The organism is Phyllobacterium sp. SYP-B3895 (assembly GCF_009647635.1).
In the GTDB taxonomy this organism is placed as follows: domain Bacteria; phylum Pseudomonadota; class Alphaproteobacteria; order Rhizobiales; family Rhizobiaceae; genus Phyllobacterium; species Phyllobacterium pellucidum.
This window is the reverse complement of record NZ_WJIG01000003.1, coordinates 820639-843894: the sequence shown is the minus strand read 5'-3', so window position 1 is coordinate 843894 and position 23256 is coordinate 820639. Positions and strand designations below refer to the sequence as shown.

Sequence of the window (23256 nt, the reverse complement as noted above, 5' to 3'; positions counted from 1 at the left end):
CCCCGCAAGAAATCTCCGACGGCGCTTATGTCTCGGTCGAACAGCTCGCCGCACTCGAATCGACAGCGCGCGACCTGACATTCATCCAGAGGAACGCGGTACAGCAGCCCCTGACCGGGCGTCACAGTTCGAGGATGCGCGGGCGCGGACTTACCTTCGAGGAACTGCGCGAATATCTTCCGGGCGACGATATCCGTACCATCGACTGGCGCGTAACGGCGCGCACCAGCAAGCCCTTCGTGCGCATCTACGGCGAGGAAAAGGAACGTCCTGCCCTCATCGTCGTCGACCAGCGCACCAATATGTTCTTCGGTAGCCGCCGCGTCATGAAATCGGTCACAGCTGCGGAAGCTGCCATGCTGTGCGCATGGCGCATTCTCGGCTCGGGCGACCGGGTCGGCGGGCAGGTGTTCAACGATAGCGGCACCACGCAGTTGCGGCCGCATCGCAGTCGCGAATCCGTCATCGCCTTGGCCGACAGCATTGCCGCCATGAACCAGGCGCTGAATGCGCGCACCCCCGGTGAGCGCGCCACAGGACAACTGGACACGGTGCTGCGGACCGTGGAGAATGTCGCGCACCACGATCACCTTGTGATCATCGTCAGCGATTTTGACGGACATTCGGCGGAAACGCGCGATCTCCTTTTGCGCCTCAGCGTGCGCAATGACGTGCTCGCCATTCTGGTCTACGACCCGTTCCTGCTCGAATTGCTAACCAAAGGCGAGATGGTTATCAGGGGCGGCTCCATGCAAGCAGAACTCGCTTTCCAGCAGGCGAAGGCACGCAACGCGATCGGCGATTTTGCCCGAAGCAGAGGGCGCGAATTGTTGGCCTGGCAGCAAGAACTCGGCTTGCCGATGCTGCCGGTTTCGACCGCGCTTGAGACGGCGCCGCAATTGCGCCGATTGCTGGCGCAGACCGCCTGGCGGCAAAGGAGGCGATGATGGCCGATACGCCGCTCGATCTTGCAACAGAACAGGCCTTGAAATCACTGGCTGATATCGCAACCCCCGCCCCCGTTGCGCTGTTCCCGCAGACCTGGGGATGGGCCTTGGTGGCAATCCTCCTTCTTGCAGCACTGGCAATGGTTTGCTGGCATTGGTTCAAGAAGCGACGAGCCAATCGTTACCGGCGCGAAGCTTTGCAAATTCTCGATCGGCTCCAGAGCGACGGTGATGCGGATACGATCGCCCGGGAGGTGCCGATACTGGTCAAGCGCGTTGCGTTGGCCGTCTGGCCGCGCGATGAGGTTGCCGCGCAAAGCGGCGGGGCGTGGGTCGCGTTCCTGCAAAATGCCCTGCCGGATCGAAGCCTAGGCGCGGATCTTGTCCATATGCTCGACGACCTGGAATATCACCCCGCACGAGAGAGCGATCCTGCCTGGAACCCCAAGCAATTGCTCGCAGCCGCACGCCACTGGATCGAGAAGCACCATGTACCAGCTTGATTTTCCGTGGTTGCTGGTGCTGCTGCCATTGCCTGTCGTCGTCTGGTGGCTCCTGCCGCCATATCGCTCACAATCTGCTTCGGTACGCATTCCATTCTTCGAAGAAGTCACGCAGGCTGCGGGAATTGCCCCATCGACCGGCTCACTGGTCACGCGCAGAACCTGGCCGGAGTTGATCGTGGGAACGATCTGCTGGCTTCTTGTCCTTATCGCTCTCGCCCGTCCGCAATATGTCGAACCGCCGATCGAGAAGACCGAGCCGCAGCGCGACCTTATGTTGGCGATCGATCTTTCACAGTCGATGGAGACAAAGGACTTTCGCGATCCCGGCGGCAACCTCATCTCGCGGATAGACGCGGTTCGCAGCGTCGTCAGCGACTTCGTCAAGAAGCGCCCCGCCGATCGCATCGGCCTCATCGCCTTTGGCGACGCACCCTACCCGCTCGTCCCCTTCACCATGGATCATGCCACTGTGCAGACCATGATCGCGGACGCGCTGCCCGGAATTGCCGGGCCGCGAACGTCACTCGGCGATGCCATCGGGCTGGCGATCAAGATGTTCAAGGACACCAGCGCGCCCGAGAAGGTCCTTATCGTTCTTACCGACGGCAACGATACGGCAAGCAAGATGCCGCCGGCCAAGGCGTCGGACATAGCCAGGGATGCAAAGATCACGATCCATACGATCGGCATCGGCAATCCCCAAGCTACCGGTGAAGAGAAGCTCGACACTGCCTCACTCGAAAAAATCGCAGTGACGACGGGCGGACGATATTTCTTCGGCCAGGACCAGACCGGGCTTCAGGACATCTATACGACGCTCGACCGCATCACGCCCATCAATCAAAAAACACTATCCTGGCGTCCGCGCATCGAATTGTTCCACTATCCTCTCGGTGCCGCGCTTTTGCTCCTTATCGCCTATCATCTCCTTGCGCTCCTGTTCGCAAGGCTGCGAAACCGCAGCGGCGCTGCGCTTGAACCGGCAGCCAGCCGATGATCGCCGATTTCCACTTCCTCCGGCCGTGGTGGCTGCTGGCGATCCTCGCAGCGATCGCAATATTGTGGCTGGCATCGCGCCAGTCCGACATGAGGCTGCGCTGGCGCGATATGATTGCGCCGCAATTGCTCGATCACCTTGTCTCCGACGATCCATCCAAGGGGCGGCTGCGGCCCTATCACCTGACGGCAATTCTCATTGCCCTCGCAGCACTCGCCCTTGCTGGCCCGACATGGCAACGCGAACTCCCGCCTTTCGTTCAGGACGAAGCGCCGCTGGTGATCGCCATCGACCTGTCGCAAACGATGGATGCAATCGACGTCACACCATCGCGGCTTGAACGGGCGAAGCTCAAGGTCCACGACATTCTCGCCGCGCGGCCCGCAGCGCGAACCGCCATGATTGCCTATGCGGGCTCGGCGCATCTGGTTCTTCCGTTAACCGACGATGCAGCGCTCGTGCGCACCTATGTCGACTCGCTTGCCACGCGGATTATGCCCGTTGCTGGCAAGAATACTGCTGTCGCATTGGCAGCAGCAGAAAAAACGCTTGAAAGTGCGCAAGCGCCCGGAACGATTCTTCTCATGACCGACGGTGTCGATGCGGCCTCCTTCGATCAGGTGGCCCGGTTCGGCGGCAGCAACAACGTCGTGCTCCTTGCGATTGGCACAGCCGAGGGCGGTCCGGTCAAAACCAGCGGTGGAGGTTTCGCCAGCGATGCTGCCGGAGGTCGCCTCTTCGCCAAGCTTGACGTCGACGAATTGAAACGGTTGCAAGGGGCCGGAAACATCAGCGTTGCCACTTTTACGAGCGACGACAGCGACGTGCGCTGGGTCGTGGAGCGGATCAAGACGCATTTCGCGCAGAAGGCCGCCGAAGCCGAAACGCGCTGGCGCGACTTTGGCTGGTGGTTGACCATACCGATCGTGCTGCTTGCCGCGCTGTCGTTCCGGCGGGGCTGGGTCGTGCGTTGGGCCGGCGCGCTTGTCGCCTTCCATCTCATTTTCAGCCCCGATACCTCACGCGCCGCCGATCTCAGCCTTGCCGATATGTGGCTGACACCGGACCAGCAAGGACGTCTCGCCTATGAGCGCGGCGCTTATCCCGCCGCCGCGGCTGCCTTCAGGGACAACGAGTGGCGCGGCGTCGCACTCTATCGCGCTGGCAAGTTCAGCGAAGCGGTCGATGCCTTCGCGGCAAGGGATACGCCAGAAGCCTGGTACAACCAGGGCAACGCTTTGCTTCACCTCAATCGGCTGGATCAGGCGGTCGCCGCCTACAAGCGCGCGCTGCAACTTCGAACAGATTGGCCCGAGGCCAGGGCCAATCTCGCCATTGCCGAGAAACTCGTGTCGCTGCAAAAGCAGGAAGAAGAGGAACAGCAGCAGGACCCCAATCTCAAACCTGACCAGGTCCAGTTCGACGACAAGGGCAAGCAGGGCAAAAAGGGGCAGGTCAACGTTTCTGAACAGACTGCCGATCTATGGATGAAAAATATCGAGGTCAGTCCGGCCGATCTTCTTGCCCGCAAATTTGCCATCGAGGCGCGAGGAGGCAAGCAATGAGATATTTTGGCTGGCTTGTCGCGCTTGCTCTTCTGTTTGCATCGCCGGTTTACGCCGCCGAGCCCTTCGCGGAAACGTCGCTGGCGACACAGGGCAAGATCGTGGTCGGCCAGCAGGTGAGCATCGATGTCGACGTCTACGTTCCGAACTTTTTCACATCGCCGCCGCAGTTTCCATTGCTCGACGTCCCGAACGCAATTGTCACGCTTCCCGACGAGCGGGCCCAGAACCTGGTCAAATCCGTCAACGGCGAAGAGTATTCCGGCATTCGCCGCACCTATTTCATTATTCCGCAGATCGCCGGCGAATTTACGCTCCCGACAGCAAGCGTACCGCTCGCCTACGCCAAGGTGCCGGGTCAGTCCACCCCGGCAACAATAAATCTTCCCGCAGTCACCTTTGTCGCCGCGGACCTGCCACCCGGGGCCGAAGCATCGGCGTTTTCCGCCACGCGTGCCGAACTTAATGAGACCCTCGACGGTGATCCGGCCAATCTCAAGGTCGGCGACACGCTTGTGCGCACGGTTACGCTCTTCGCAACAGGGACGCGGGCAATGATGTTGCCGCAATTATCGTTCGACGTGCCGGATGGCGTAAAGCTCTATCGCCAGGCCCCGACACTGGCGGACAATGTCGATGGCAGTGGCCGTGAGCGAGGTAGCAGCCGCACCGAGCGCGTCACCTACGTGATGGATAGGGAGGGGACGTTCACGCTTCCCGCACTGACCGTCACCTGGTTCGACACGGAAAACATGCAGGCGCAGCGGGCCGAACTGAAGCCCCTCGTCCTCGCCGCCAAGGCAAAGCCAGCGACGGCCATCGCTATTGCGCCCGATCTTCCCCAGGCGAAGGAAGCACCAGACCGCCTTTCCATCCGCTCAATGCTTGGCATTGGCATCACCATCCTCGCCGTGCTTGTCCTGGCTTTCCTCCTCCATCGCCTGTGGCCCCGCATGGAACGCTGGGTTGATGCGCGCAAGCAGGCCCGGGCCCAATCCGAGCCCACGCGCTATCGTGAACTCCTGGCAGCGCTCAACTCGGGCGACGCGAAGCGTGCCTATTCGGCGCTCAACCTCTGGACGAAAGCCATGGGATTTCGAAGCGCAACGGATTGGGCTGAGGCAAGCAATGACCGGTCGATGCAAGATGCTCTGGCAGGATTTGAACGTGATCTCTTCGGTCCACCACATCCACCGACACAAGGCAGTGCGCGTATCCTTGCGTCCGCCATGTTGGCCTGGCGTGTGAAGTATCGCCGCCGCGACCGGCGATCCTTTACAGTTACGCGAGCGCTTCCCCCGCTTAATCCGCCGCTCGGTAACTGGCAGCGGCCGGCCAGAAACAACAGTGTGTAACTGTAACGTACTTCAGTCGCAGCGAATTCGCGGCAATGCTCGCACAAGTTGACATTCGGAGAGGTAGAATGCCCGCCGCAGCCCAAAGAGATGGCTTCAACGAGCAGTTGAAATCGGAGGACGGCCTCATCTGGATCCCCGGACGAACCTTCATGATGGGTTCGAACAAGCACTATCCGGAGGAGTCCCCTGCGCACCCGGTCGAGGTCGACGGATTCTGGATTCAGGCCACCCCGGTCACGAACCGTCAATTCATGGAATTCGTCAAGGCGACCGGCCATGTCACGGTTGCCGAAAAGGCCCCGGATCCAAAGGATTATCCGGGTGCGCTACCACATATGTTAAAGCCGGGCTCGCTGATGTTCGATCCGCCGACCCGCCCGGTCACAAGCCCCGATATTTCCCAGTGGTGGACTTATAAGTTCGGGGCTGATTGGCGTCACCCCTATGGCCGGCGCAGCGACTTGCGCGGCAAACTCGACCATCCCGTGGTGCATGTCGCGTGGCAGGATGCCAAGGCCTACGCGGATTGGGCCGGCAAGGACCTGCCGACGGAAGCCGAGTGGGAACTGGCAGCCCGCGGTGGGCTCGACGAAACCGAGTTTGCCTGGGGTGAAGAGCTGAACCCCGGCGGCCGGCAGATGGCCAATACCTGGCAAGGCATATTTCCACATCACAACCTTCGCTCCCAAGGCGACGACCGGACCTCGCCCGTCCACAGATTCCCACCGAACGGTTATGGCGTTTACGACATGATCGGAAATGTCTGGGAGTGGACGGGCGATTTCTGGTCCACACGTCATGAGGAGCCGGCGGCAAAGGCTTGCTGCATCCCGCTTAACCCGCGCGGCGGTCCGATCGACGCGAGCTATGATCCGCACACGCCGCAAATCCTTATTCCCCGGCGCGTCCTCAAGGGCGGTTCGCATCTTTGCGCACCGAATTATTGCCGGCGTTACCGTCCGGCCGCGCGGCATGCCGAACCCGAGGACACTTCAACCAGTCACGTTGGTTTTCGCTGCGTCAAGCGTCCGGATCAACGCTCGACTACGAACTGACGCTCAAACACCGCAATCGCGCTGATACAATCGTTGGAGGATCTCGATGATCTGGCTTCATGAGATTTTTCGTCAATCGCCCGAAATTGCCTTGTTCCTTTCGCTTGCCGGCGGTTATGCCATCGGCAAGGTTCAATTCGGCAAATTCCAGCTCGGCGGCGTTGCCGGATCGCTGCTTGTAGCGGTGCTAATCAGCCAGGTCGGCGTCTCCGTCGACAATGGCGTAAAATCCGTGCTCTTCGCGCTGTTCATCTATGCCGTGGGCTTTGAAAGCGGCCCGCAATTCTTCCGCTCGCTCGGCCGGCAATCGTTGCGCGAAATCGCTATGGCCGTCGTGCTTGCTCTCAGCGGGCTGCTGACCGTCATCGTGCTGGCCCGGATGTTTGGTCTCGACAAGGGCCTCGCCGCCGGTATCGCCGCGGGCGGCCTTACGCAATCGGCCATCATCGGCACGGCCTCCGCCGCCATCGGCAAGCTCGGCCTTGCCGCCGATGAAGTGCAGCGCCTGCAAGGCAACGTCGCCGTCGGCTATGCGGTCACCTACATTTTTGGCTCGTTCGGCGCGATCATTGTTTGCGTCAACATTCTGCCGAAGTTCATGGGCCGCAGCATTCGTGACGACGCGATGAAGGCCGAGGCGGAACTGCTTGCCGGCGCGCAGGTCTTCGGTCCCGGCGAAGTACCCGCTGCGCCCGATCTCGTCGGCCGCATCTATCGGGTGACGACCGCAGCCGGAAAGACCATTGCTCAGGTCGAAGGGCCGACGACGAAGGACGCGCCGATGACCATCGAACGCGTCAAGCGCGCCGGCGCGCTGATTGGCGTCCAACCTGACCTCAGGCTTGAATCCGGCGATGTAATCCTGGTTGTCGGCCGGCGTGCGGGCGTGGTGTCTTCAGCACAAGGCATCGGTCCCGAGCTTCAATCGTCGGACGGCATGGACCTTGTCATCGTGACCCGCGATATTACGATCAACAGTCCGGCGCTGGTCGGCAAGACGGTCGCGGAAATCAGGGCGGCGACCGCCGATGACCTGCGCCACGGCATCTATGTCACCGGGATCAAGCGCGCCGACAAGCCGCTGCCGCTATTGCCCGACACGCGCATCGAAACCGGCGACGTGGTCAGCCTTTACGGTACTGACCAGGATTTGCAGAGAGTGGCCAAATCCATCGGCACGGTCATCGTCCCCAGCGACAAAACCGATTTCGTTTTCCACGGCCTTGGCCTCGTTGCCGGCTTGCTGATCGGCCTCGCCGTGATCCGCATCGGCTCGATTCCTCTGACGCTTGGAAGCGGCGGCGGCGCCCTGCTCTCCGGTCTTCTGTTCGGCTGGTATCGCAGCCGCAACCTTGCCATCGGCAACATGCCGACCGCGGCGTCGACGCTGCTGCGCGACCTTGGTCTGGCAGGCTTCGTTGCGGTGGTCGGACTTCAATCCGGCCTGCAGGCAGTGCAAACCATCGCCACAAGCGGTCTTTCAATCTTCCTCATTGGCGTGGTCGTGACCATCCTGCCGCTGCTGATAACCATGGTCTTTGGCCGTTATGTCCTCAAATATGACAACACGGCGATCTTTGCCGGCGCGCTGTCCGGTTCGCGCAGTGCCAATCCAGCCTTCGGCGAAATCCTCGACAAGGCAGGCAATACGATACCGACGACCCCCTTCGCCATTACCTATGCCCTTGCCAATGTATTCCTGACCCTGCTCGGCCCTTTGGTCGTGGCATTTGCCTGAGGAGAGTTCCATGTCCCGCACAGACTACAGCCAATATGCCAAGCTTAGCCCGTTCGAACTCAAGGATGCGTTGATCCAGGTTGCCTCCAGCAAGGAAAACCGCCTCATTCTCAATGCAGGACGTGGTAACCCGAACTTTCTCGCCACCCTGCCGCGGCGCGCCTTTTTCCGTCTCGGGCTCTTTGCCGTTGCCGAAGCCGAACTCTCATTCTCATATATGGAGAACGGTGTCGGCGGCCTGCCGAAAATCGCCGGAATCGAGGGGCGCTTTGCCCGCTATGTCGACGAACATCGCGATCAGCCCGGGGTGGTGTTTCTCGGGCGGGCTTTAAGCTATGTCCGCGATCAGCTCGGGCTCAATGCATCGGACTTTCTGCATGAAGCTGTCGAGGGGATTCTCGGCTGCAATTATCCCGTACCGCCGCGCATGCTTCGCGTCAGCGAGGAAATCGTGAAGCACTATATCGTCAAGGAGATGATCGGCGGCTTTATCAGTTCGGACGACATCGACCTTTTCGCGGTGGAGGGCGGCACCGCGGCGATGACCTATATCTTCAACTCGCTGAAGCAGAACAAGCTGATATCGGCTGGTGACAAGGTGGCAATCGGCATGCCCGCCTTCACGCCCTACATTGAAATTCCCGAGCTCAAGGAATACGACCTGAAGCAGGTTCATATAAACGCCGATCCTGCTCAGGAATGGCAATATCCCGATAAGGAGATCGACAAGCTTCTCGACAAGGACATCAAGATCTTCTTCTGCATCAATCCGAGCAATCCCCCCTCGGTAAAGATGGATGATCGCAGCCTCGAGCGCATCACGAAGATGGTCGCGGAGAAGCGGCCGGACCTGATGATCCTTACCGATGACGTCTACGGGACCTTCGCCGACGACTTCAAGTCGCTGTTTGCGACCTGCCCCGCCAATACGCTTCTTGTCTATTCCTTCTCGAAATATTTCGGTGCAACGGGATGGCGGCTCGGCGTCATCGCAACGCAACGCGAAAATATCTTCGACGCCAAGCTCAAGGGCCTCTCCAAGTCCGACCGCAAGGATCTGGACGAGCGCTATTCGACGCTTGTTCCTGACGTATCAAAGCTGAAATTCCTCGACCGGGTGGTTGCGGACAGCCGGGCGGTTGCCCTCAACCACACAGCCGGGCTTTCCACGCCGCAGCAGGTACAGATGGTGCTGTTTTCGCTGTTTGCCCTGATGGACGAGAGCGACGGCTACAAGGCGGAGCTGAAGAAGCTCATCCGCCGCCGTGAGGCTGCGCTTTACCGCGAACTCGGGCTGCCGCCGGAACACGACGTCAATGCCGTCGATTACTATACGCTGCTTGATCTCGAACATATTGCCCGCAAGCTCTATGGAGATGCATTCGCCGACTGGGTGAAGAAAAATGTGGCGCCCACCGAGCTCCTGTTCCGGATTGCCAGCGACACCGGCATTGTACTGCTGCCCGGTAGCGGCTTCGGTACCCTGCATCCTTCGGGGCGCGCCTCGCTCGCCAATCTCAACGAGTTCGAATACGCGAATATCGGGCGGTCCTTGCGCAAATTGGCCGACCAGATTTATGCGGACTACAAAGGCAAGAAGAAGGGCTGAGCAGGCGGTCCTGTATCAGCAACCTCGGGGCCAATCCCGAGGACTGCAATGAGCGCGATCAACCACGCACGCGCACGGAGAGCGTCGTTCCCTTCTTGCCGGTGGAAATATCGAGCAGTCCGTTGAAGGGTCGCAGCCGCGCCTCCATTCCGGAGAGGCCGACGCCGATCGTATTGCGATTTCTGCGCTCTATGCCGATGCCGTCATCCTTCACGGTCAAAGACAGCATCGGATATGCATCGCTCCCCTGGCGCACAAGCCTGATCGTGGCGTGGCTTGCGCGTGCATGGCGGTAGATATTTGTCAGCGCCTCCTGGACAATGCGAAATATCGCAAGCTCCACGCCGGCCGGCGGGCGCTTCGTGCCAATTTCGGGCGCCACACGCAGCTCGATTTCAAGACCGCTCCGCTCCTCGAAGCCGACGACGAGCAGTTCGAGCGCATTGGGCAGCCCGGACTCGTCGAGCATCGGCGGGTGAAGCAGGTAGGACAGCGTTCGCAATTCCTCATTGCTTTGCATTATCAACGCGGCGGCGCGGTGCAATGCCCGCGACGTGTCATCGTCAGTCTCCGAAATGCGGGAACGGGCGCTGTCGAGTTCCATTGCCGCGCCGATCAGATGCTGGCCGGTTGAATCGTGCAGATCGCGCGCGATCGAACGGCGCTCCTCATCCTGAGAAACAAGCACCCGCTCGCTGACCTCGCGAAGCGACTCGTTGGAATGAAGCAGCGCTATCGAATTGCGCCGCGCCATCCATGCGGTCGCCATGAATGCTGCAAGGGCGGTAGCGAGAACCGCGCCATAGACGAAAACCGATTGCCACCAGCCGTTCAGCAATTTTCCTTCATCGATGGCGTAGCTCACGTAAAACGGAAACGCCTCAACCTTTCGGTATGCCACTAGCCGGTTCGTCTGGTCACTTGCAGACACGCTGTTGACAACCCCTGCGGTCGGATTGGCTCCCACGGCAGATGCGAACCACAAGGGCGCCTGGTTGCCGCCTTGGGCAAAGGGGACATTGACGATGACCCTGCCATCGTTCCGCAGGAGCTGGGCAACGTCCGACGGCGAAGCCGCGCCATTGAAAAGGTTGGAGAAATACTCGAGCGGCATGGTGATCAATATCAGGCCGTCGAACAAGCCATCCTGCCTGTGCAGGGCCTTGCTCATGGTCAGCGAGAGTTTGCCATGGACCCTGCCTATCAGCGGCTCGCCAATGAAGGTCTCGCTCAAGGGATTATCGTGCAGGTAGCGGTAATAATCGCGATCGGTGACGCTGAACGACTTGGCCGGAAAGCCCTCACTATAGGCGACGAGCGAACCTTCCCTGTTGACGAGGGCAATGACGCCAGAATGCTTCAGGAATTGCTTTTGGTCGGCGAGAAGGCTTGCCACTTTCGGCGACGCCACGATGTCGCTCCAGGGCATCGGATCGATTTCAGAAGAGATGTTGCGCAAGACCATTTCATTGGCTTCGAGGATCTTGCTTACATAGGCTTCAAGCAGCGCCGTCTTCTGGCGCAACTGAACCGTCGATTCGGAGATCATCCTGTCCCTGCTCTCACCGACGCCGATAATGAAGACGAGAATGATCGCGGCGACGCTGAGGAAGAGGAGAAGTCCGTAAGGCAGCAGTTCCAGCGGACGCGAATGTGAGCGGACGCCGCTCAGCGCTTTGCCGGCGGGCGCCATCAGGCCAAGGCGGCGCAGGAGTGCAGGAAGTCCCGCAAGCGCCCATCGATCACCACTTCTGCGCAGAATGCTCAACACCAGTCCCCAGTCACCACGTCCGCCACAGCGGATCCGCCCTGTTTATACTGCAATTCTATCAAGTAAAAAGGAAAGTAATTACGAATGTAATTGCCCATCATTATTACACATTTTCCCTCCATACGCATCGGGAATTCTCCTGATCACCCTGCGCAATGCCTGGGTCAGGGGATTTCGGGTTGTCAAAAGCGAAGAATGAAATAGGCTGGATGCCATGATCGAGATTGCAGGAGCCCCTTTGACCGGACCAAAGCTACGAGCCCTACCCGTGACGATCTTCCGGCGCTATTCGGTGGCCGAGCTTTGGGCAGATGGCGTTGTGCACGTTCTGGGCACCACTCTCGCCATCGTCGGATCGGTCATACTCCTGACGATTGTGCTCGGTCAGTCGGCGATCGGCACCTCGGCCGCGACCGCCATCTACGTCGGAACACTCGTGCTTTCGATGGGCCTGTCAGCCACCTATAACATCTGGCCGGAATCGCCGATTAAATACTTGCTGCGCCGTTTCGATCATTCGGCGATCTACCTCCTGATTGCCGGCACTTATACGCCCTTCATGGCGAAGTCGGGCACATGGTGGCTGCTCGCAGGCGTCTGGGCTACGGCCGTCGTGGGTGTCGTCCTTAAGCTGGTGATGCCAGGACGATTTGATCGCCTCGCCATCGGGCTTTATCTCTTGCTTGGATGGAGCGGGGTTTCCGCTTATCACCAGCTTGAAGGGGCCTTGTCAGCATCAGTGCTGTGGCTGATCCTCGCTGGCGGCATTGTCTATTCCTGCGGCGTCATCTTTCACGTGCTCGAACGCCTGCCGTTTCACAATGCCATATGGCACAGCTTCGTCCTCACTGCTGCCGGCATCCACTTTGCGGCCGTCTATTCCGTCGTCGTCTGAAAAATTCTACTGCGTATCGACCGTCGGCTGATCCTGCCCGCTTATTGGTGCGGTGAAAGGCATCGTGAACACCTGTCCGCCAATTCCCGCTGCGAGATCGGTGGAAAACGACAATGGCATGCAGGCCTGTATCGCTTCGATTGCTGAACCAACGAACTTTTGACGCGCTTTGTCATCGCCATCGACAGCGATGTTGGTCGGCTTCGGCGGCCCAATCAGCGTTCCATCACGCTTGAAGCTGAAGCTGAGCGTTACCGTTCCCTTCCAATCCGAGGCTGGCTTCCAGCAGGCGGCAATCGCCTGGCCGACGTCATCCATCGTCTGGAGCGGTTCGGCGGAGGCCTTGTTTGTCGATATGGCAGCCGTTGCAAAGAAAATTGCGGCGGCAATGGCCTGCGTTTTCATGACGGTACCTCCAACAACATGCGGCGCAACAGGTGCGGCCAGGCCAAATCATAGCGCAAAAGGCTGCGATAACAACAAGATGTCGGAGAGATTCGAGCCGCACGTGGACGTGCGGCTCGCCTTGGCTAGTGCGTTACAGCCCGTTCGCCTTGAGGATGGCAGGTGCGTTTTCCTTGGTGATCGTTTCCGTTCCAAGCACGATCTTCTTCTCGACCTTTTCACCGGCGAGAACCTTCAAGGCTTGGCGCAGTCCTTCGGCACCTGGCGTCGGATAGAGGAATGTCGCAGCCAGTTCGCCCTTGTTCACCCATTGGACGCCCTCATTGGGCAACCCGTCGACGCCGAGGAAAAGGATATTCTTTTCACGGCCCGCATCCTTGGCGGCAAGGTAGGCGCCATAGGCCATTGGGTCGTTGTGGCCGTAGACCATGGTAATATCTTCATGGTTGCGCAGGGCGGTCGCCATGATGTTGTAGGCCTGATCCTGTTTCCAGTCGCCCGATTGCTTGTCGAGCAAATATTTGATGCCGGGTTCCGCATCCGAATATTTGTGGAAGCCGTCGCTGCGATCATGGCTTGCCTGCGTGCCCAGCCCGCCCCAAATTTCGACGACGGTGCCCTTGGCCTTGCCCTTACCGCCGAGGAGTTCCACGGCATGTTTGCCCGCGGCCTCGCCGATCACAACATTATCGCCGCCGATCCACTGCGTATATTTTTCGGTATCGACGTTGCGGTCGAGAACGATGACCGGAATGCCGGCGTCCATCGCCTTTTCTACGACGCCGGTAAGGCCGGCGGATTCCTTTGGCGAAATCAGGATGGCGTCGACCTCCTGGCGGATGAAGTTTTCAACGTCAGCAACCTGCTTCTCCGTCTTGTCCTGGCCGTCGGCAACCAAGAGCTCGACATTGGCGTGTTTCTTCGCCTCTGCTTCGAGGTCCTTGTTGAACTGGACACGCCACGGTTCGACGGTGGTCACCTGGCTGAAGCCGATGACGTATTTATCCTTGGCTTCAGCCAGGGATACGTGGAAGGCGACTGGAGCGATCAGGGCCGTCGCGAGGGCCCAGGTGGCAAACTGCCTGCGGGTAATCTTCATTCTCTCTCTCCCTTTGTGGTTATGCGTATTTATTCGCCGTGCCGGCCTGTCTCCGTCTGCTGGCTGGACACGGATCTCTCGGGTGCGTCGCGCACCTTGAGCTGAGAAAGGAAGAACATCCAACCATTTGAGCGGCGTTCCTGAAGCAGGACCGCGACAATGATGATGATGCCCTTCAAGACGAGCTGGGTATTGCTGTCGATATTGTTGAGTTGGAGGATATTGCTGAGGAAACCGAAGATGAGGACGCCAACGAGCGTGCCGATCATCGATCCGCGGCCGCCCATGAGGCTGGTCCCGCCGATGACAACGGCAGCGATCGCATCGAGCTCGAGGCCCATGCCGGCATCGGGTTTGCCCTGGCGGTATTGTGCGACGTAGAGGATGCCTGCAAGCGCTGCAAGATAGCCCGAAATAGCGTAGACGGCGATCTTGACGCGCCAGACCGGAACACCGGCCAGTCGGGCCGCTTCCTCGTTGCCGCCGATCGCATAGACATAGCGGCCGAACTTCGTAAATCTGAGAATGATCCAGAAGAGCAGGATGACGCCCGCAAAGATGACGCCGGGGACCGGAATGATACCGAAGATGAGCGCCCGCAGCGCCTCGAAATCCTCGGTGGCATTGCTCCCCGTGTAGACCGGCCATACGGCCGTGTTCTGGCCAGCAGTCAGCCGGGCAATTCCGAGCCCGGCAACCATCATGGCGAGCGTAACGATGAAGGGCTGCAGTCTGCCCCCGACGATAACGACACCATTGATTGCGCCAAGCATCAGGCCGACAGCGGGCACGACAAGCAGAACGAGCAGGACGCTGGCCTTGCTTGCGGAACTGGACGCGACCAGGGCGGCGACAATAAACGCTGCGGCCAGGGCGGCAACCAGTGCGATCTTGGAAATTCCGGGAACCGCTCCGGTTTGCGTTGCGCGCCGCTGCACCTTCACGGCAAACGATACGACGCCGAGGACGACAAGGAAGGCCAGGAGAAACACAGCGGGAACGCCAAGCAGATAGGCGGAAGACCAGCCTTCATTGGTCAGGAGCATCGCGCAGACCACGGAGCCGAGCGCAAGCACCGACCCGACCGAAAGGTCGATACCGGCAATAAGGATCACAAGCGTCATGCCGACAGCGGTGATGCCTGTCACGGAGATTTGCCGGAACACGTCGGAAAGATTGCCGAAGGACAAGAAGATGTTGTGTCCCTTCGAAGAGACCGGCGAGGACAGAACGCCGACTGCAAACAGCAATGCAAGGCCCCAATAGAGCTTGGTCGCCTTTACGATCCCCTTCAGCCATTCCATGGTATTCGATGATTCCATTGCGCGCTCGCCTGTATCGGTCATGCCGCCGCTCCGGTCAGGGCATTGCCCTTAGGCGTTGCAAGCTCCATGACCCGCTCTTCTGAAAATTCCTGGGCGTCGATGACGCCTGTCGCCCTGCCCTCGCACATGACAAGAATGCGGTTCGACAGCGAAAGCAGTTCCGGAAGCTCCGAACTTACCATCACGATCGCAACACCGGATTCCGCCAGTTTCTTGAGAAGGTCGTAAATCTCCTCCTTCGCGCCGACGTCGATGCCACGCGTCGGCTCGTCGAGCAGCACAACCCGCGGTCGCGTCTCCAGCCATTTGCCGAGTACGATCTTCTGCTGGTTGCCGCCGCTGAGTTCATCGATGCCCTGGTCTGGTCCCTGACAGCGGACGCGCATGGCCGAGATGATGCGACCCGCAACCGTGTCTTCGCGCGCCTTGCTGATCCAGCCAAGGGGCGCAAGCCAGGGCAGCGATGGGAGCACGGCATTGGAGCGGATGTCGGCGTGAAGCAGCAGACCCGTCCCTTTGCGGTCTTCGGTCAGAAAGGCGATGCCGTTGCCGACGGAACGGCGCGGGTTTAGCGACTGCGCCGCCTGCCTGATACCGCCGCGTTCTATCGTACCCGAACGCTTTCCGATGGCAGCGCCGAAAATGAGTTCCAGCACTTCGGTACGGCCCGAGCCCAGGAGCCCGCCTATCCCGAGTATCTCGCCCTCATGAAGATCGAAGCTTACATCATTGACAACGCTGTGAATTCGGCCGCGCGAATTCGGTCTCTCGAGCCCGAGATTGCGCACCGAAAGTACAATCGGCCGCTCCGATACGGAAGCTGTAGCAAGCTGCTTCTTCACGTCCCGGCCAACCATCATGCGGATAACATGTCGTTCGCTGATCTCGCCCGAGCGGCGTGTTGCGATAAAATTGCCGTCGCGCAGGACCGTGATCTTGTCAGCAAGCGCAAAGACCTCGCTCATCCGGTGCGAAATATAGACGATGGCGACGCCTTGCCGGGCAAGATCGCGCACGAAACTCGCAAGCCTTTGCGCCTCGGCTTCGGACAGGGCCGACGTTGGTTCGTCCAGCACCAGCACATCGGCGTTCAGTGACAGGGCGCGTGCTATCTCGACCAATTGCTGCTCGCCCACCCGCAGGTTCTCGATATCGGCGCGCGGGTCGATATCGATACCGAAGCGGGTCAGGATTTCGGCGCTGCGTCTTTCAATCTCGGCATAGTCGATGAAGAGGCCGGCTTTCAGAGGTTCGCGGCCAAGGAAGATGTTCTCCGAGACGCTTAAGGTGGGGATGAGGTTGAGTTCCTGATGGATGATGGCGATGCCGTTGCGCTCCGCCTCTTTCGGCGTTGCGAAATCGACCGGCTCGCCGCGCACTTCCATATGCCCGCCGCTGCGCCGATGCACGCCGCTCAGAATCTTCACAAGTGTCGACTTGCCCGCGCCGTTCTCCCCCATGATTGCATGGATTTCTCCAGCATGGATATCGAGGTCGATACGGCGCAAGGCCACCACGTGAGCGAAGGTCTTGCTGATTCCCCGAAGCGACACAATTGGAGGCTGGCTGTCCAAATGCTCCTCCCAAAACATTCTTCCCCGTTGGTATGTAACATGTTAGATGTTGGCACGGGAGTCAATTGCTGCAACCACTGGTTTCAGCGAGCATTGGGGGGAGTTTCGACCGTGCAGATTCGCTCTGCGAGCAGGGACTTCAAGCAACAGAAGGTCGTCGCCGTCACGCGCAAGGACCAGGTCTATACGATATTACGGCAGGCGATCATTTCATCGCAGCTCGCGCCGGGTGAAGCTATCCGCAAGGAAGTGATCGCAGCGCAGCTCGGCGTCTCCCGTACCCCCGTCAGTGATGCGATCAACCGGCTGGCCGATGAAGGACTGGTTGAGATTTATCCGCAGACCGGCACGTTCGTCGCGCGCCTGTGGCTCGAGAAAATCGAAACGGCGCAATTCGTCCGTGTCGCACTCGAAACAGCCGCAATACGCCGGGCGACGGAGCAGCTGACGCCGGAAACGCTTGAGCGGATGCAGCAGAACCTCGAGCAACAGCGCCACGCCGCTGCCCACCGGGAATTCGAACACTTCTATGAACTCGATGAGGCGTTGCACGACATGGTCAGCGATGCGGCTGGATTGGTGGGACTGCGTGAGATAGCCGCGCGTGAGCGCAGCCAGATCGATCGCGTGCGACGTCTTCTTCTCCACTACGAAGCGCGGATGGCGGAAACGCTCGTCGAACATGAGGCAATCATTGCCGCGATTGCCGACAGGGATGCCGATCGGGCGGCAAAGACCATGGAAACACATATTTCCCAGATGGGCCGCATGCTGCTGCATCTGCGCGACAAGCGACCGGAATTGTTCAAAAGCTAGAGAAGTCCTGCGCAAAGAGAGCGTGCTTAATCGTGCAGCTTGCGGTCGATGGCGGCACCAAGTTCAAAACTGCGGAAATGCGCCGTAAATCCTGCCCGCTCCGGCGAACAGGCCATCATTCCGACCGAAGCGTCGGCATCGGAAAACGGGGCGAGGCGCGCCATCTGCCAAGGCGCATCGTTTACAGAGAATTGCACGCGGACCGCTGATCCGTGCCGGGTCAATTGCACCGCGACCTCATCGCCCGGACCTGCATAGGGCAATGGAATGACCGACCAGTCCGACTGGCGATTGGTGACGACGACACTGAAATGCATCCGCCCGTCCGTAAACTCGATGCCTGTCTTGATCCAGTTTTCCGGATCAATCCGCAGCAGCAGCCCGGCCTGATCATAAAGTTCGCGGTAGTCGCCCTTGAACCTCACCCGCGCTGTGAAATCGCCTGCTACCGGTGTCAGGTAGGCATGACCGTTATCTCGCTTGAAACCATAGAATGTCTCTTGCCAGAAATCGGTCTGCAGATCAGTCGTAAGATTCAGTTCCGCGGCCGCGCCGCTATGCAATGCGGGTTCATTCAGCCAGGTAAATTGCCTGCTCATTCGTCTCTCCGCGCGGGTGATCAGGCGAAGACGTGCGCCTGGCCAATCAAACTGATCTGAACATGGCTGCCCACAGGCGGCAAGTCCAGCCGCGCGCTTTTGACCATCAGCAGCGCTCCGTCTTTCCCCAGCGACACCGCGATCAAGCTGGACGGACCGTTGAAATCGATCCGCATGATGGTCCCCTGGCAAGGGTGCGCGCCGTTGGACAAGGAGAGGACCACCTGTTCCGGACGCAGCATGATCCGGCCCTTGCCGCGATAGGAACTCGATACCTCGACGCGACCGAGCTCGCACTCGGCCCATCCATCATCAATCTCGGCCGGCAGGATGATCGCATCGCCAAAGAACGAGGCGATGCCGGGATCGGACGGCTTCATGTAGAGGTCGCGTGGCGGTCCCGACTGGAGCAACTTCCCTTCGCGCAGAATCGCCACCTGATCGGCAAATGACAGCGCCTCCGCCTGATCATGCGTAACCAGAATGGCCGTGATCTTCTCGGCCCGCAGCAACTCGGCAACGGACATGCGGATGGCCTCGCGCAAGCCGGTGTCGAGCGCCGAAAAAGGTTCGTCAAGCAGCATCAGCTTGGGCTGGCGGGCCAAGGCACGCGCCAGGGCGACGCGCTGTTGCTGGCCGCCAGAGAGTTGGTGCGGCCGCCGGTCGCCCATCTCCCGCGCGAGTTCCACCATGTCCATCAGCGCCAATATACGCCGATGGCGGTGGGGCGCCTTTCGGTCCAGCCCGAAACCGATATTGTCCGCAACCGTCAAATGGGGAAACAGCGCTCCATCCTGCGCGACGATGCCGATGCTGCGCTTGTACGGCGGTGTGGCGGCCCTGCCCTCGGCCAGCAACTCTCCATCCAGCGTGATCTGGCCCGCATCCGGCACCTCGAAGCCAGCGATCAAGCGCAGCAGCGTTGTCTTGCCCGATCCCGACGGTCCAACGATGGCCGTGCGACTGCCAGCGGCGACGTCGATGCTGACATTTTCGAGGGCTGTGACACGCCCATAGCGTTTGGTGACGGTCTTTACTGAAAGAAAAGTCATTGTCCGGTCATTCGCTTGGATTGTGTGTAGAGCAGCAAAGTCATGGGCAGTGACAACAGAACCATCAACAATGCGTAGGGCGCAGCGGCAACGTAGTCAATCTCACTGGTCAGCGACCAGAATTGCGTTGCGAGCGTGCGCGTCCCGTTGGGCGACAGCATCAACGTCGCGGTCAGTTCATTGGTTATGCCCAATGCAACGAGCGCCATGCTCGCGGCAAAACCCGGCGCGGCGAGCCGCATGGTGATCTGCGCCACGGCGTTGATCGGCGTGCGCCCCAGCGCCATCGCCGCCTGTTCGAGTTCGACGGGAACCTGGGCGATGCTGGCGCGCAATCCGACGAGGGATCGCGGCAGGAACAGGAGGGCGTAAGCAAGGAGCAGCGTTGCCACCGTCTGGTAGAGCGGCAGGGCGACGCGGACCGTAATCGTGACCAATGCCAGGGCCACAACCACGCCGGGAAGCGATCCCACATAGTAATGGCACGACTCAAGAATACGCTGGATACGGCCGGGCGCGCGGACGGAGAGCCATGCCATCGGCAAGGTCACCGCCGTCGTCAAGGCTGCACCCGCGAGCGCGAACAGGATCGTTTGCCCAAGAGCGTTGCCGATAAGGTCGAGACGCCAGACGCCGGCGCCGCCAAGGATAAGCCAGCGGCCAAGCGTCGTGAACGGAACGCCGATTGCGAGTGCTGCGGTCAGCGCGCAAAGCAGCAGTCCCGGCACCGCCATCCAGCCGAGCGTCCGCTTGACGGGGACGCGGGCTGCGCCGGAGCCGACGCGGGCATAGCGCTCGTTGCCGCGAGCGAGGGCTTCAAGGCCAAGCAGGCCGAAGCAGCAGATGACCAGCACGCCGGCCAGCATGTTCGCGGCGGGGCCGTTGAAGGCCGATTGGAACTGGTCGACGATCGCCGTGGTGAATGTATCAAACCGGATCATCACATAGAGGCCGTACTCGGCAAGAAGATGCAGGCCGATCAGCAGCGAACCGCCGCAGATCGCAAGGCGCAGTTGCGGTAGCACCGCAAAGAAGAAAACGGGCCACGGACCATTGCCAAGCGAGGCCGCAGCATCCTCTATCGCCGGATCAAGGCGCCTGATCTGCGCCGAAACCGGAAGGTAGAGGAACGGAAAATAGGCGAGAACCGAAACGAGTACGCCGCCGAACAGGCCCTGCAGCCCGGGGACGAGACTGACCCAGGCGTAGCTGTGGACGAAGGCGGGAACGGCGAGCGGCGCAACCGCAAGCCACGACCAGAAGCGGGCGCCGGGAAGGTCCGTCCGCTCGGTAAGCCATGCGAGCGACACCGACAGAGCGATCGAGATCGGAATGGTGAAGGCGAGCAGCAGAAGCGTATTGATCAACAATTCGCCGACGCGCGGCCGAAAAATCAATGCCGATACGGTTTCCCAACCGGTCTGAACCGCAATCCAGATGACAAACCCAACCGGCAGCAGCGAAAGCGCCGAAACTGCCGCCGCCGCAGCGAAGACCCACATGCGTGGCAGTCCGCGGCGGCGCACCAGGGGAAATGGAGCTTGCAGCAACAACGCGCCTGGCTGGTCTGACTGGCTTGGCGGCAATGGAGACATTGCTTTCTTCGTTATGGCGCAGACGCCTGCGCGCCCGCACGGAATGAAACAGCACCCCGACATTGATGCCGGGGTGCCAGGACGACGCCTTATGAACGTGACTGACGCTTAGAGCAAGCCAGCCGCAGTCATCAAATCCGTCACCTTCTTGCTGTTCAGCTTCGAAGGTTCAACCTTGGGCGCGTTCAGGTCCGCCAGCGGAACGAGAGCGGCATTCGATGCCTCATCCTTACCCACGGCGTATTCGAACGAATTGCCGTCGCGCAAGACGGCCTGGCCGCCCTTGCCTGTGACCCACTTCAGGAAGGCCTGCGCCTGATCCTTGTTCTTGCTCGATGCGAGAACACCGCCACCAGAAATGCTGACGAACGCGCCGGGATCTTCGTTCTTGAAGAAGTGCAGGGAGACGTTCTTGCTGTTTTCGCCGGTCTTGGCCTGATCGCCGTAATAATAGTAGTGGTAGATAATCGCGCCATCGACTTCGCCGGCGTTCACACCCTTCATGGCAATGCTGTTGCCCTTATAGGGCTTGGCGTTTTCCTTCATGGCCTTGAGCCAGTCTTCCGTGACCTTTTCGCCCTTGAGTTCGAGCAAGGCGCTGACAATGGCCTGGAAATCGGCGCCGGCGGGCGCTGCGCCCCAGCGACCCTTCCAGCTTTCATCGGCAAGATCGACCATCGATTTCGGCAGCTTGTCTTCGGTCAGCTTGTTCTTGTCATAGGCAAAAACGGTGGAACGAGCGGCAACGCCGATCCAATTTCCATTGGCCGGCCGGTAGTTGTCCGGGACCTGCGCGAGGATATCGGCGTTGAGCGGTGCAAAGAGCTTCGAATTGTCGACGAGCGCCATGGCCGGCGAATTCTCGGTCAGGAAAACATCCGCCGGCGAAGCTGCACCTTCCTGTACGATCTGGTTGGCGAACTCCATGTCCTTGCCGTTGCGGATCGTAACCTTGACGCCGGTCTCCTTGGTAAATCCGTCGGCCCAGGCCTGGGTAAGGCTCTCGTGCTGAGCATTGTAGACGGTGATACCGTCCTCGGCGCGCGCCGGCGCCATTATGGTCGCGCTTGCGACACCGGCAGCAACGATCAGCGTGCCGGCAAATTGCGAAAATGACTTCTTCATGGAAAATCCCCCTGTCAAAAAGCATCCGGACCCCCGGATGTCCGTTCACTCGATAAACAATTATGATAAAACTCGTCAACTTAGACCAGTGACATTTATGTGAGCGAACGACTCATATTTTCCATTCTCATGCGTGTGCAAATATGATTGTCCTCATCGTTTCGGGAGTGGGCTGCGTATGTTAGACGGACGCATTGAATTCACGAATGGAAGTCGCAATGCGTCGCTTTTTACCTGACAATTTCACACTGATGCTGGTCGGGGCCGTGATCCTGGCCTCGTTCTTTCCGATCAGCGGCGTAGCGGCGGATTATTTCGGCACCGCGACCAAGATAGCGATCGGCATGCTGTTCTTCCTGCACGGCGCCCGCCTTTCACGCGATGTCGTCATTGCCGGCTTCCTGCACTGGAAGCTGCACCTGGCGATTCTCGCGGCAACCTTCGTCCTCTTTCCGCTGCTTGGTATTTGCGCCGGCATTCTGGTACCCGCGATACTGCCGCCGGCGCTCTATTCCGGCATTCTTTTCCTGTGCGTGTTACCCTCGACGGTGCAATCGTCGATCGCATTCACCTCGATTGCTGGCGGCAACGTGCCGGCGGCGATCTGTTCCGCCTCTGCTTCGAACATTTTTGGCATGTTCCTGACGCCATTTCTGGTCGGCCTGCTCTTTTCGACAGCGGGTAGCCATGGCGGATTTTCGCTTGATGCGCTGCAGTCTATTCTCCTGCAATTGCTCGCGCCCTTTGTTCTCGGGCAGATCCTCCAGCCATTCATCGGCAATTTCATTCGCAGCCAGCGCAAGCTGCTGATGCCGTTCGATCGAGGGTCGATCCTGATGGTGGTCTACCTGGCGTTCAGCGAATCCGTGACCGAGGGCCTGTGGCATACGATTTCGATTCGTGACCTTGCCGTCGTGATCCTGCTCGACATTGCAATCCTTGCCATCGTCCTTGCGATCACGATGTTCGGCAGCCGCTGGGCCGGATTTTCACGCGAGGACGAGATTGCGATAACCTTCTGCGGCTCGAAGAAGAGCCTTGCCAGCGGCATTCCCATCGCAACGGTCATTTTTGCCGGGCAAAGCATCGGCAGCATAGTATTGCCGCTGATGCTGTTTCATCAGATCCAGCTGATGGTATGCGCTGTCATTGCCCAGAAATATGCGGATGCCGGAAAGCGGGCCCGCGCGAAGGAAGCACATCCCGCCGCCCAGACCTGACGGAA

The 23256-nt window shown here is 59.8% G+C and carries 20 protein-coding genes; 11 read left to right on the top strand and 9 right to left on the bottom strand.

The annotated features are described in order from the left end of the window. The first annotated feature begins 11 nt into the window (after positions 1–11). The 8 genes from GF108_RS16655 (at position 12) to GF108_RS16620 (ending at position 9775) form a co-directional block, all read left to right on the top strand. A complete protein-coding gene (locus tag GF108_RS16655; protein WP_370462216.1) occupies positions 12–947 on the top strand; it encodes a DUF58 domain-containing protein in 936 nt (311 codons plus the stop codon). Next, the gene (locus tag GF108_RS16650) at positions 947–1450 is read left to right on the top strand and encodes a DUF4381 domain-containing protein (RefSeq protein WP_172982658.1); all 504 of its coding nucleotides are present in this window, start codon (positions 947–949) and stop codon (positions 1448–1450) included. Before GF108_RS16655 ends, GF108_RS16650 begins: the two co-directional genes overlap by 1 nt. Beyond that, complete coding sequence (locus tag GF108_RS16645; protein WP_153669145.1) at positions 1437–2450, top strand: VWA domain-containing protein; 1014 nt, start codon at positions 1437–1439, stop codon at positions 2448–2450. Before GF108_RS16650 ends, GF108_RS16645 begins: the two co-directional genes overlap by 14 nt. After that, a complete protein-coding gene (locus tag GF108_RS16640; protein WP_153669143.1) occupies positions 2447–4015 on the top strand; it encodes a VWA domain-containing protein in 1569 nt (522 codons plus the stop codon). Before GF108_RS16645 ends, GF108_RS16640 begins: the two co-directional genes overlap by 4 nt. After that, a complete protein-coding gene (locus GF108_RS16635; RefSeq protein WP_172982657.1) occupies positions 4012–5370 on the top strand; it encodes a BatD family protein in 1359 nt (452 codons plus the stop codon). Before GF108_RS16640 ends, GF108_RS16635 begins: the two co-directional genes overlap by 4 nt. A 68-nt stretch (positions 5371–5438) precedes the next feature. Next, a complete protein-coding gene (locus GF108_RS16630) occupies positions 5439–6428 on the top strand; it encodes a formylglycine-generating enzyme family protein (RefSeq protein ID WP_153669138.1) in 990 nt (329 codons plus the stop codon). A gap of 46 nt (positions 6429–6474) precedes the next feature. Then, positions 6475–8166 carry an aspartate-alanine antiporter gene (gene aspT, locus GF108_RS16625; protein WP_153669137.1) on the top strand — a complete coding sequence of 564 codons (1692 nt, stop codon included), beginning with the start codon at positions 6475–6477 and terminating at the stop codon, positions 8164–8166. A gap of 10 nt (positions 8167–8176) precedes the next feature. Further along, positions 8177–9775, top strand: coding sequence for a bifunctional aspartate transaminase/aspartate 4-decarboxylase (locus tag GF108_RS16620; RefSeq protein WP_153669135.1), 1599 nt, complete (start codon positions 8177–8179; stop codon positions 9773–9775). 58 nt (positions 9776–9833) lie between these two features. On the opposite strand, the gene GF108_RS16615 is transcribed toward GF108_RS16620, so the two are convergent. Further along, positions 9834–11543: a histidine kinase gene (locus GF108_RS16615; protein ID WP_153669133.1), complete on the bottom strand. Its 1710-nt coding sequence runs from the start codon at positions 11541–11543 to the stop codon at positions 9834–9836. Positions 11544–11760: 217 nt separating this feature from the next. On the opposite strand from GF108_RS16615, the gene GF108_RS16610 reads away from it, so the two are divergent. Next, positions 11761–12441 carry a hemolysin III family protein gene (locus GF108_RS16610; protein WP_153669131.1) on the top strand — a complete coding sequence of 227 codons (681 nt, stop codon included), beginning with the start codon at positions 11761–11763 and terminating at the stop codon, positions 12439–12441. Between the two features lie 6 nt (positions 12442–12447). Here GF108_RS16610 and GF108_RS16605 read toward each other — a convergent pair whose 3' ends face one another. The 4 genes from GF108_RS16605 to GF108_RS16590 form a co-directional block, all read right to left on the bottom strand. Further along, positions 12448–12846 carry a hypothetical protein gene (locus GF108_RS16605; protein WP_153669129.1) on the bottom strand — a complete coding sequence of 133 codons (399 nt, stop codon included), beginning with the start codon at positions 12844–12846 and terminating at the stop codon, positions 12448–12450. Between the two features lie 133 nt (positions 12847–12979). Then, positions 12980–13945 carry a substrate-binding domain-containing protein gene (locus tag GF108_RS16600; protein WP_153669127.1) on the bottom strand — a complete coding sequence of 322 codons (966 nt, stop codon included), beginning with the start codon at positions 13943–13945 and terminating at the stop codon, positions 12980–12982. A gap of 29 nt (positions 13946–13974) precedes the next feature. Further along, the gene (locus tag GF108_RS16595; RefSeq protein ID WP_153669528.1) at positions 13975–15249 is read right to left on the bottom strand and encodes an ABC transporter permease; all 1275 of its coding nucleotides are present in this window, start codon (positions 15247–15249) and stop codon (positions 13975–13977) included. A gap of 38 nt (positions 15250–15287) precedes the next feature. After that, a complete protein-coding gene (locus GF108_RS16590; protein ID WP_153669125.1) occupies positions 15288–16844 on the bottom strand; it encodes a sugar ABC transporter ATP-binding protein in 1557 nt (518 codons plus the stop codon). A 111-nt stretch (positions 16845–16955) separates the two neighbouring features. On the opposite strand from GF108_RS16590, the gene GF108_RS16585 reads away from it, so the two are divergent. Then, positions 16956–17660, top strand: a complete 705-nt coding sequence (locus tag GF108_RS16585; RefSeq protein WP_172982655.1) for a GntR family transcriptional regulator — start codon at positions 16956–16958, stop codon at positions 17658–17660. Positions 17661–17686: 26 nt separating this feature from the next. Here GF108_RS16585 and GF108_RS16580 read toward each other — a convergent pair whose 3' ends face one another. From GF108_RS16580 to GF108_RS16565, 4 genes are all read right to left on the bottom strand, one after another. Continuing rightward, a complete protein-coding gene (locus tag GF108_RS16580; protein WP_153669121.1) occupies positions 17687–18259 on the bottom strand; it encodes a DUF1349 domain-containing protein in 573 nt (190 codons plus the stop codon). 20 nt (positions 18260–18279) lie between these two features. After that, the gene (locus GF108_RS16575) at positions 18280–19311 is read right to left on the bottom strand and encodes an ABC transporter ATP-binding protein (protein ID WP_153669119.1); all 1032 of its coding nucleotides are present in this window, start codon (positions 19309–19311) and stop codon (positions 18280–18282) included. Further along, the gene (locus tag GF108_RS16570) at positions 19308–20813 is read right to left on the bottom strand and encodes an iron ABC transporter permease (protein ID WP_246664008.1); all 1506 of its coding nucleotides are present in this window, start codon (positions 20811–20813) and stop codon (positions 19308–19310) included. Before GF108_RS16570 ends, GF108_RS16575 begins: the two co-directional genes overlap by 4 nt. A 201-nt stretch (positions 20814–21014) precedes the next feature. After that, positions 21015–22031 carry an iron ABC transporter substrate-binding protein gene (locus tag GF108_RS16565; RefSeq protein WP_153669115.1) on the bottom strand — a complete coding sequence of 339 codons (1017 nt, stop codon included), beginning with the start codon at positions 22029–22031 and terminating at the stop codon, positions 21015–21017. A 218-nt stretch (positions 22032–22249) separates the two neighbouring features. Between GF108_RS16565 and GF108_RS16560 the strand changes: the two genes are divergently transcribed. Then, entirely contained in the window at positions 22250–23251 is a 1002-nt protein-coding gene (locus GF108_RS16560; protein ID WP_153669113.1) for a bile acid:sodium symporter family protein, read from the top strand. Positions 23252–23256 lie beyond the last annotated feature (5 nt).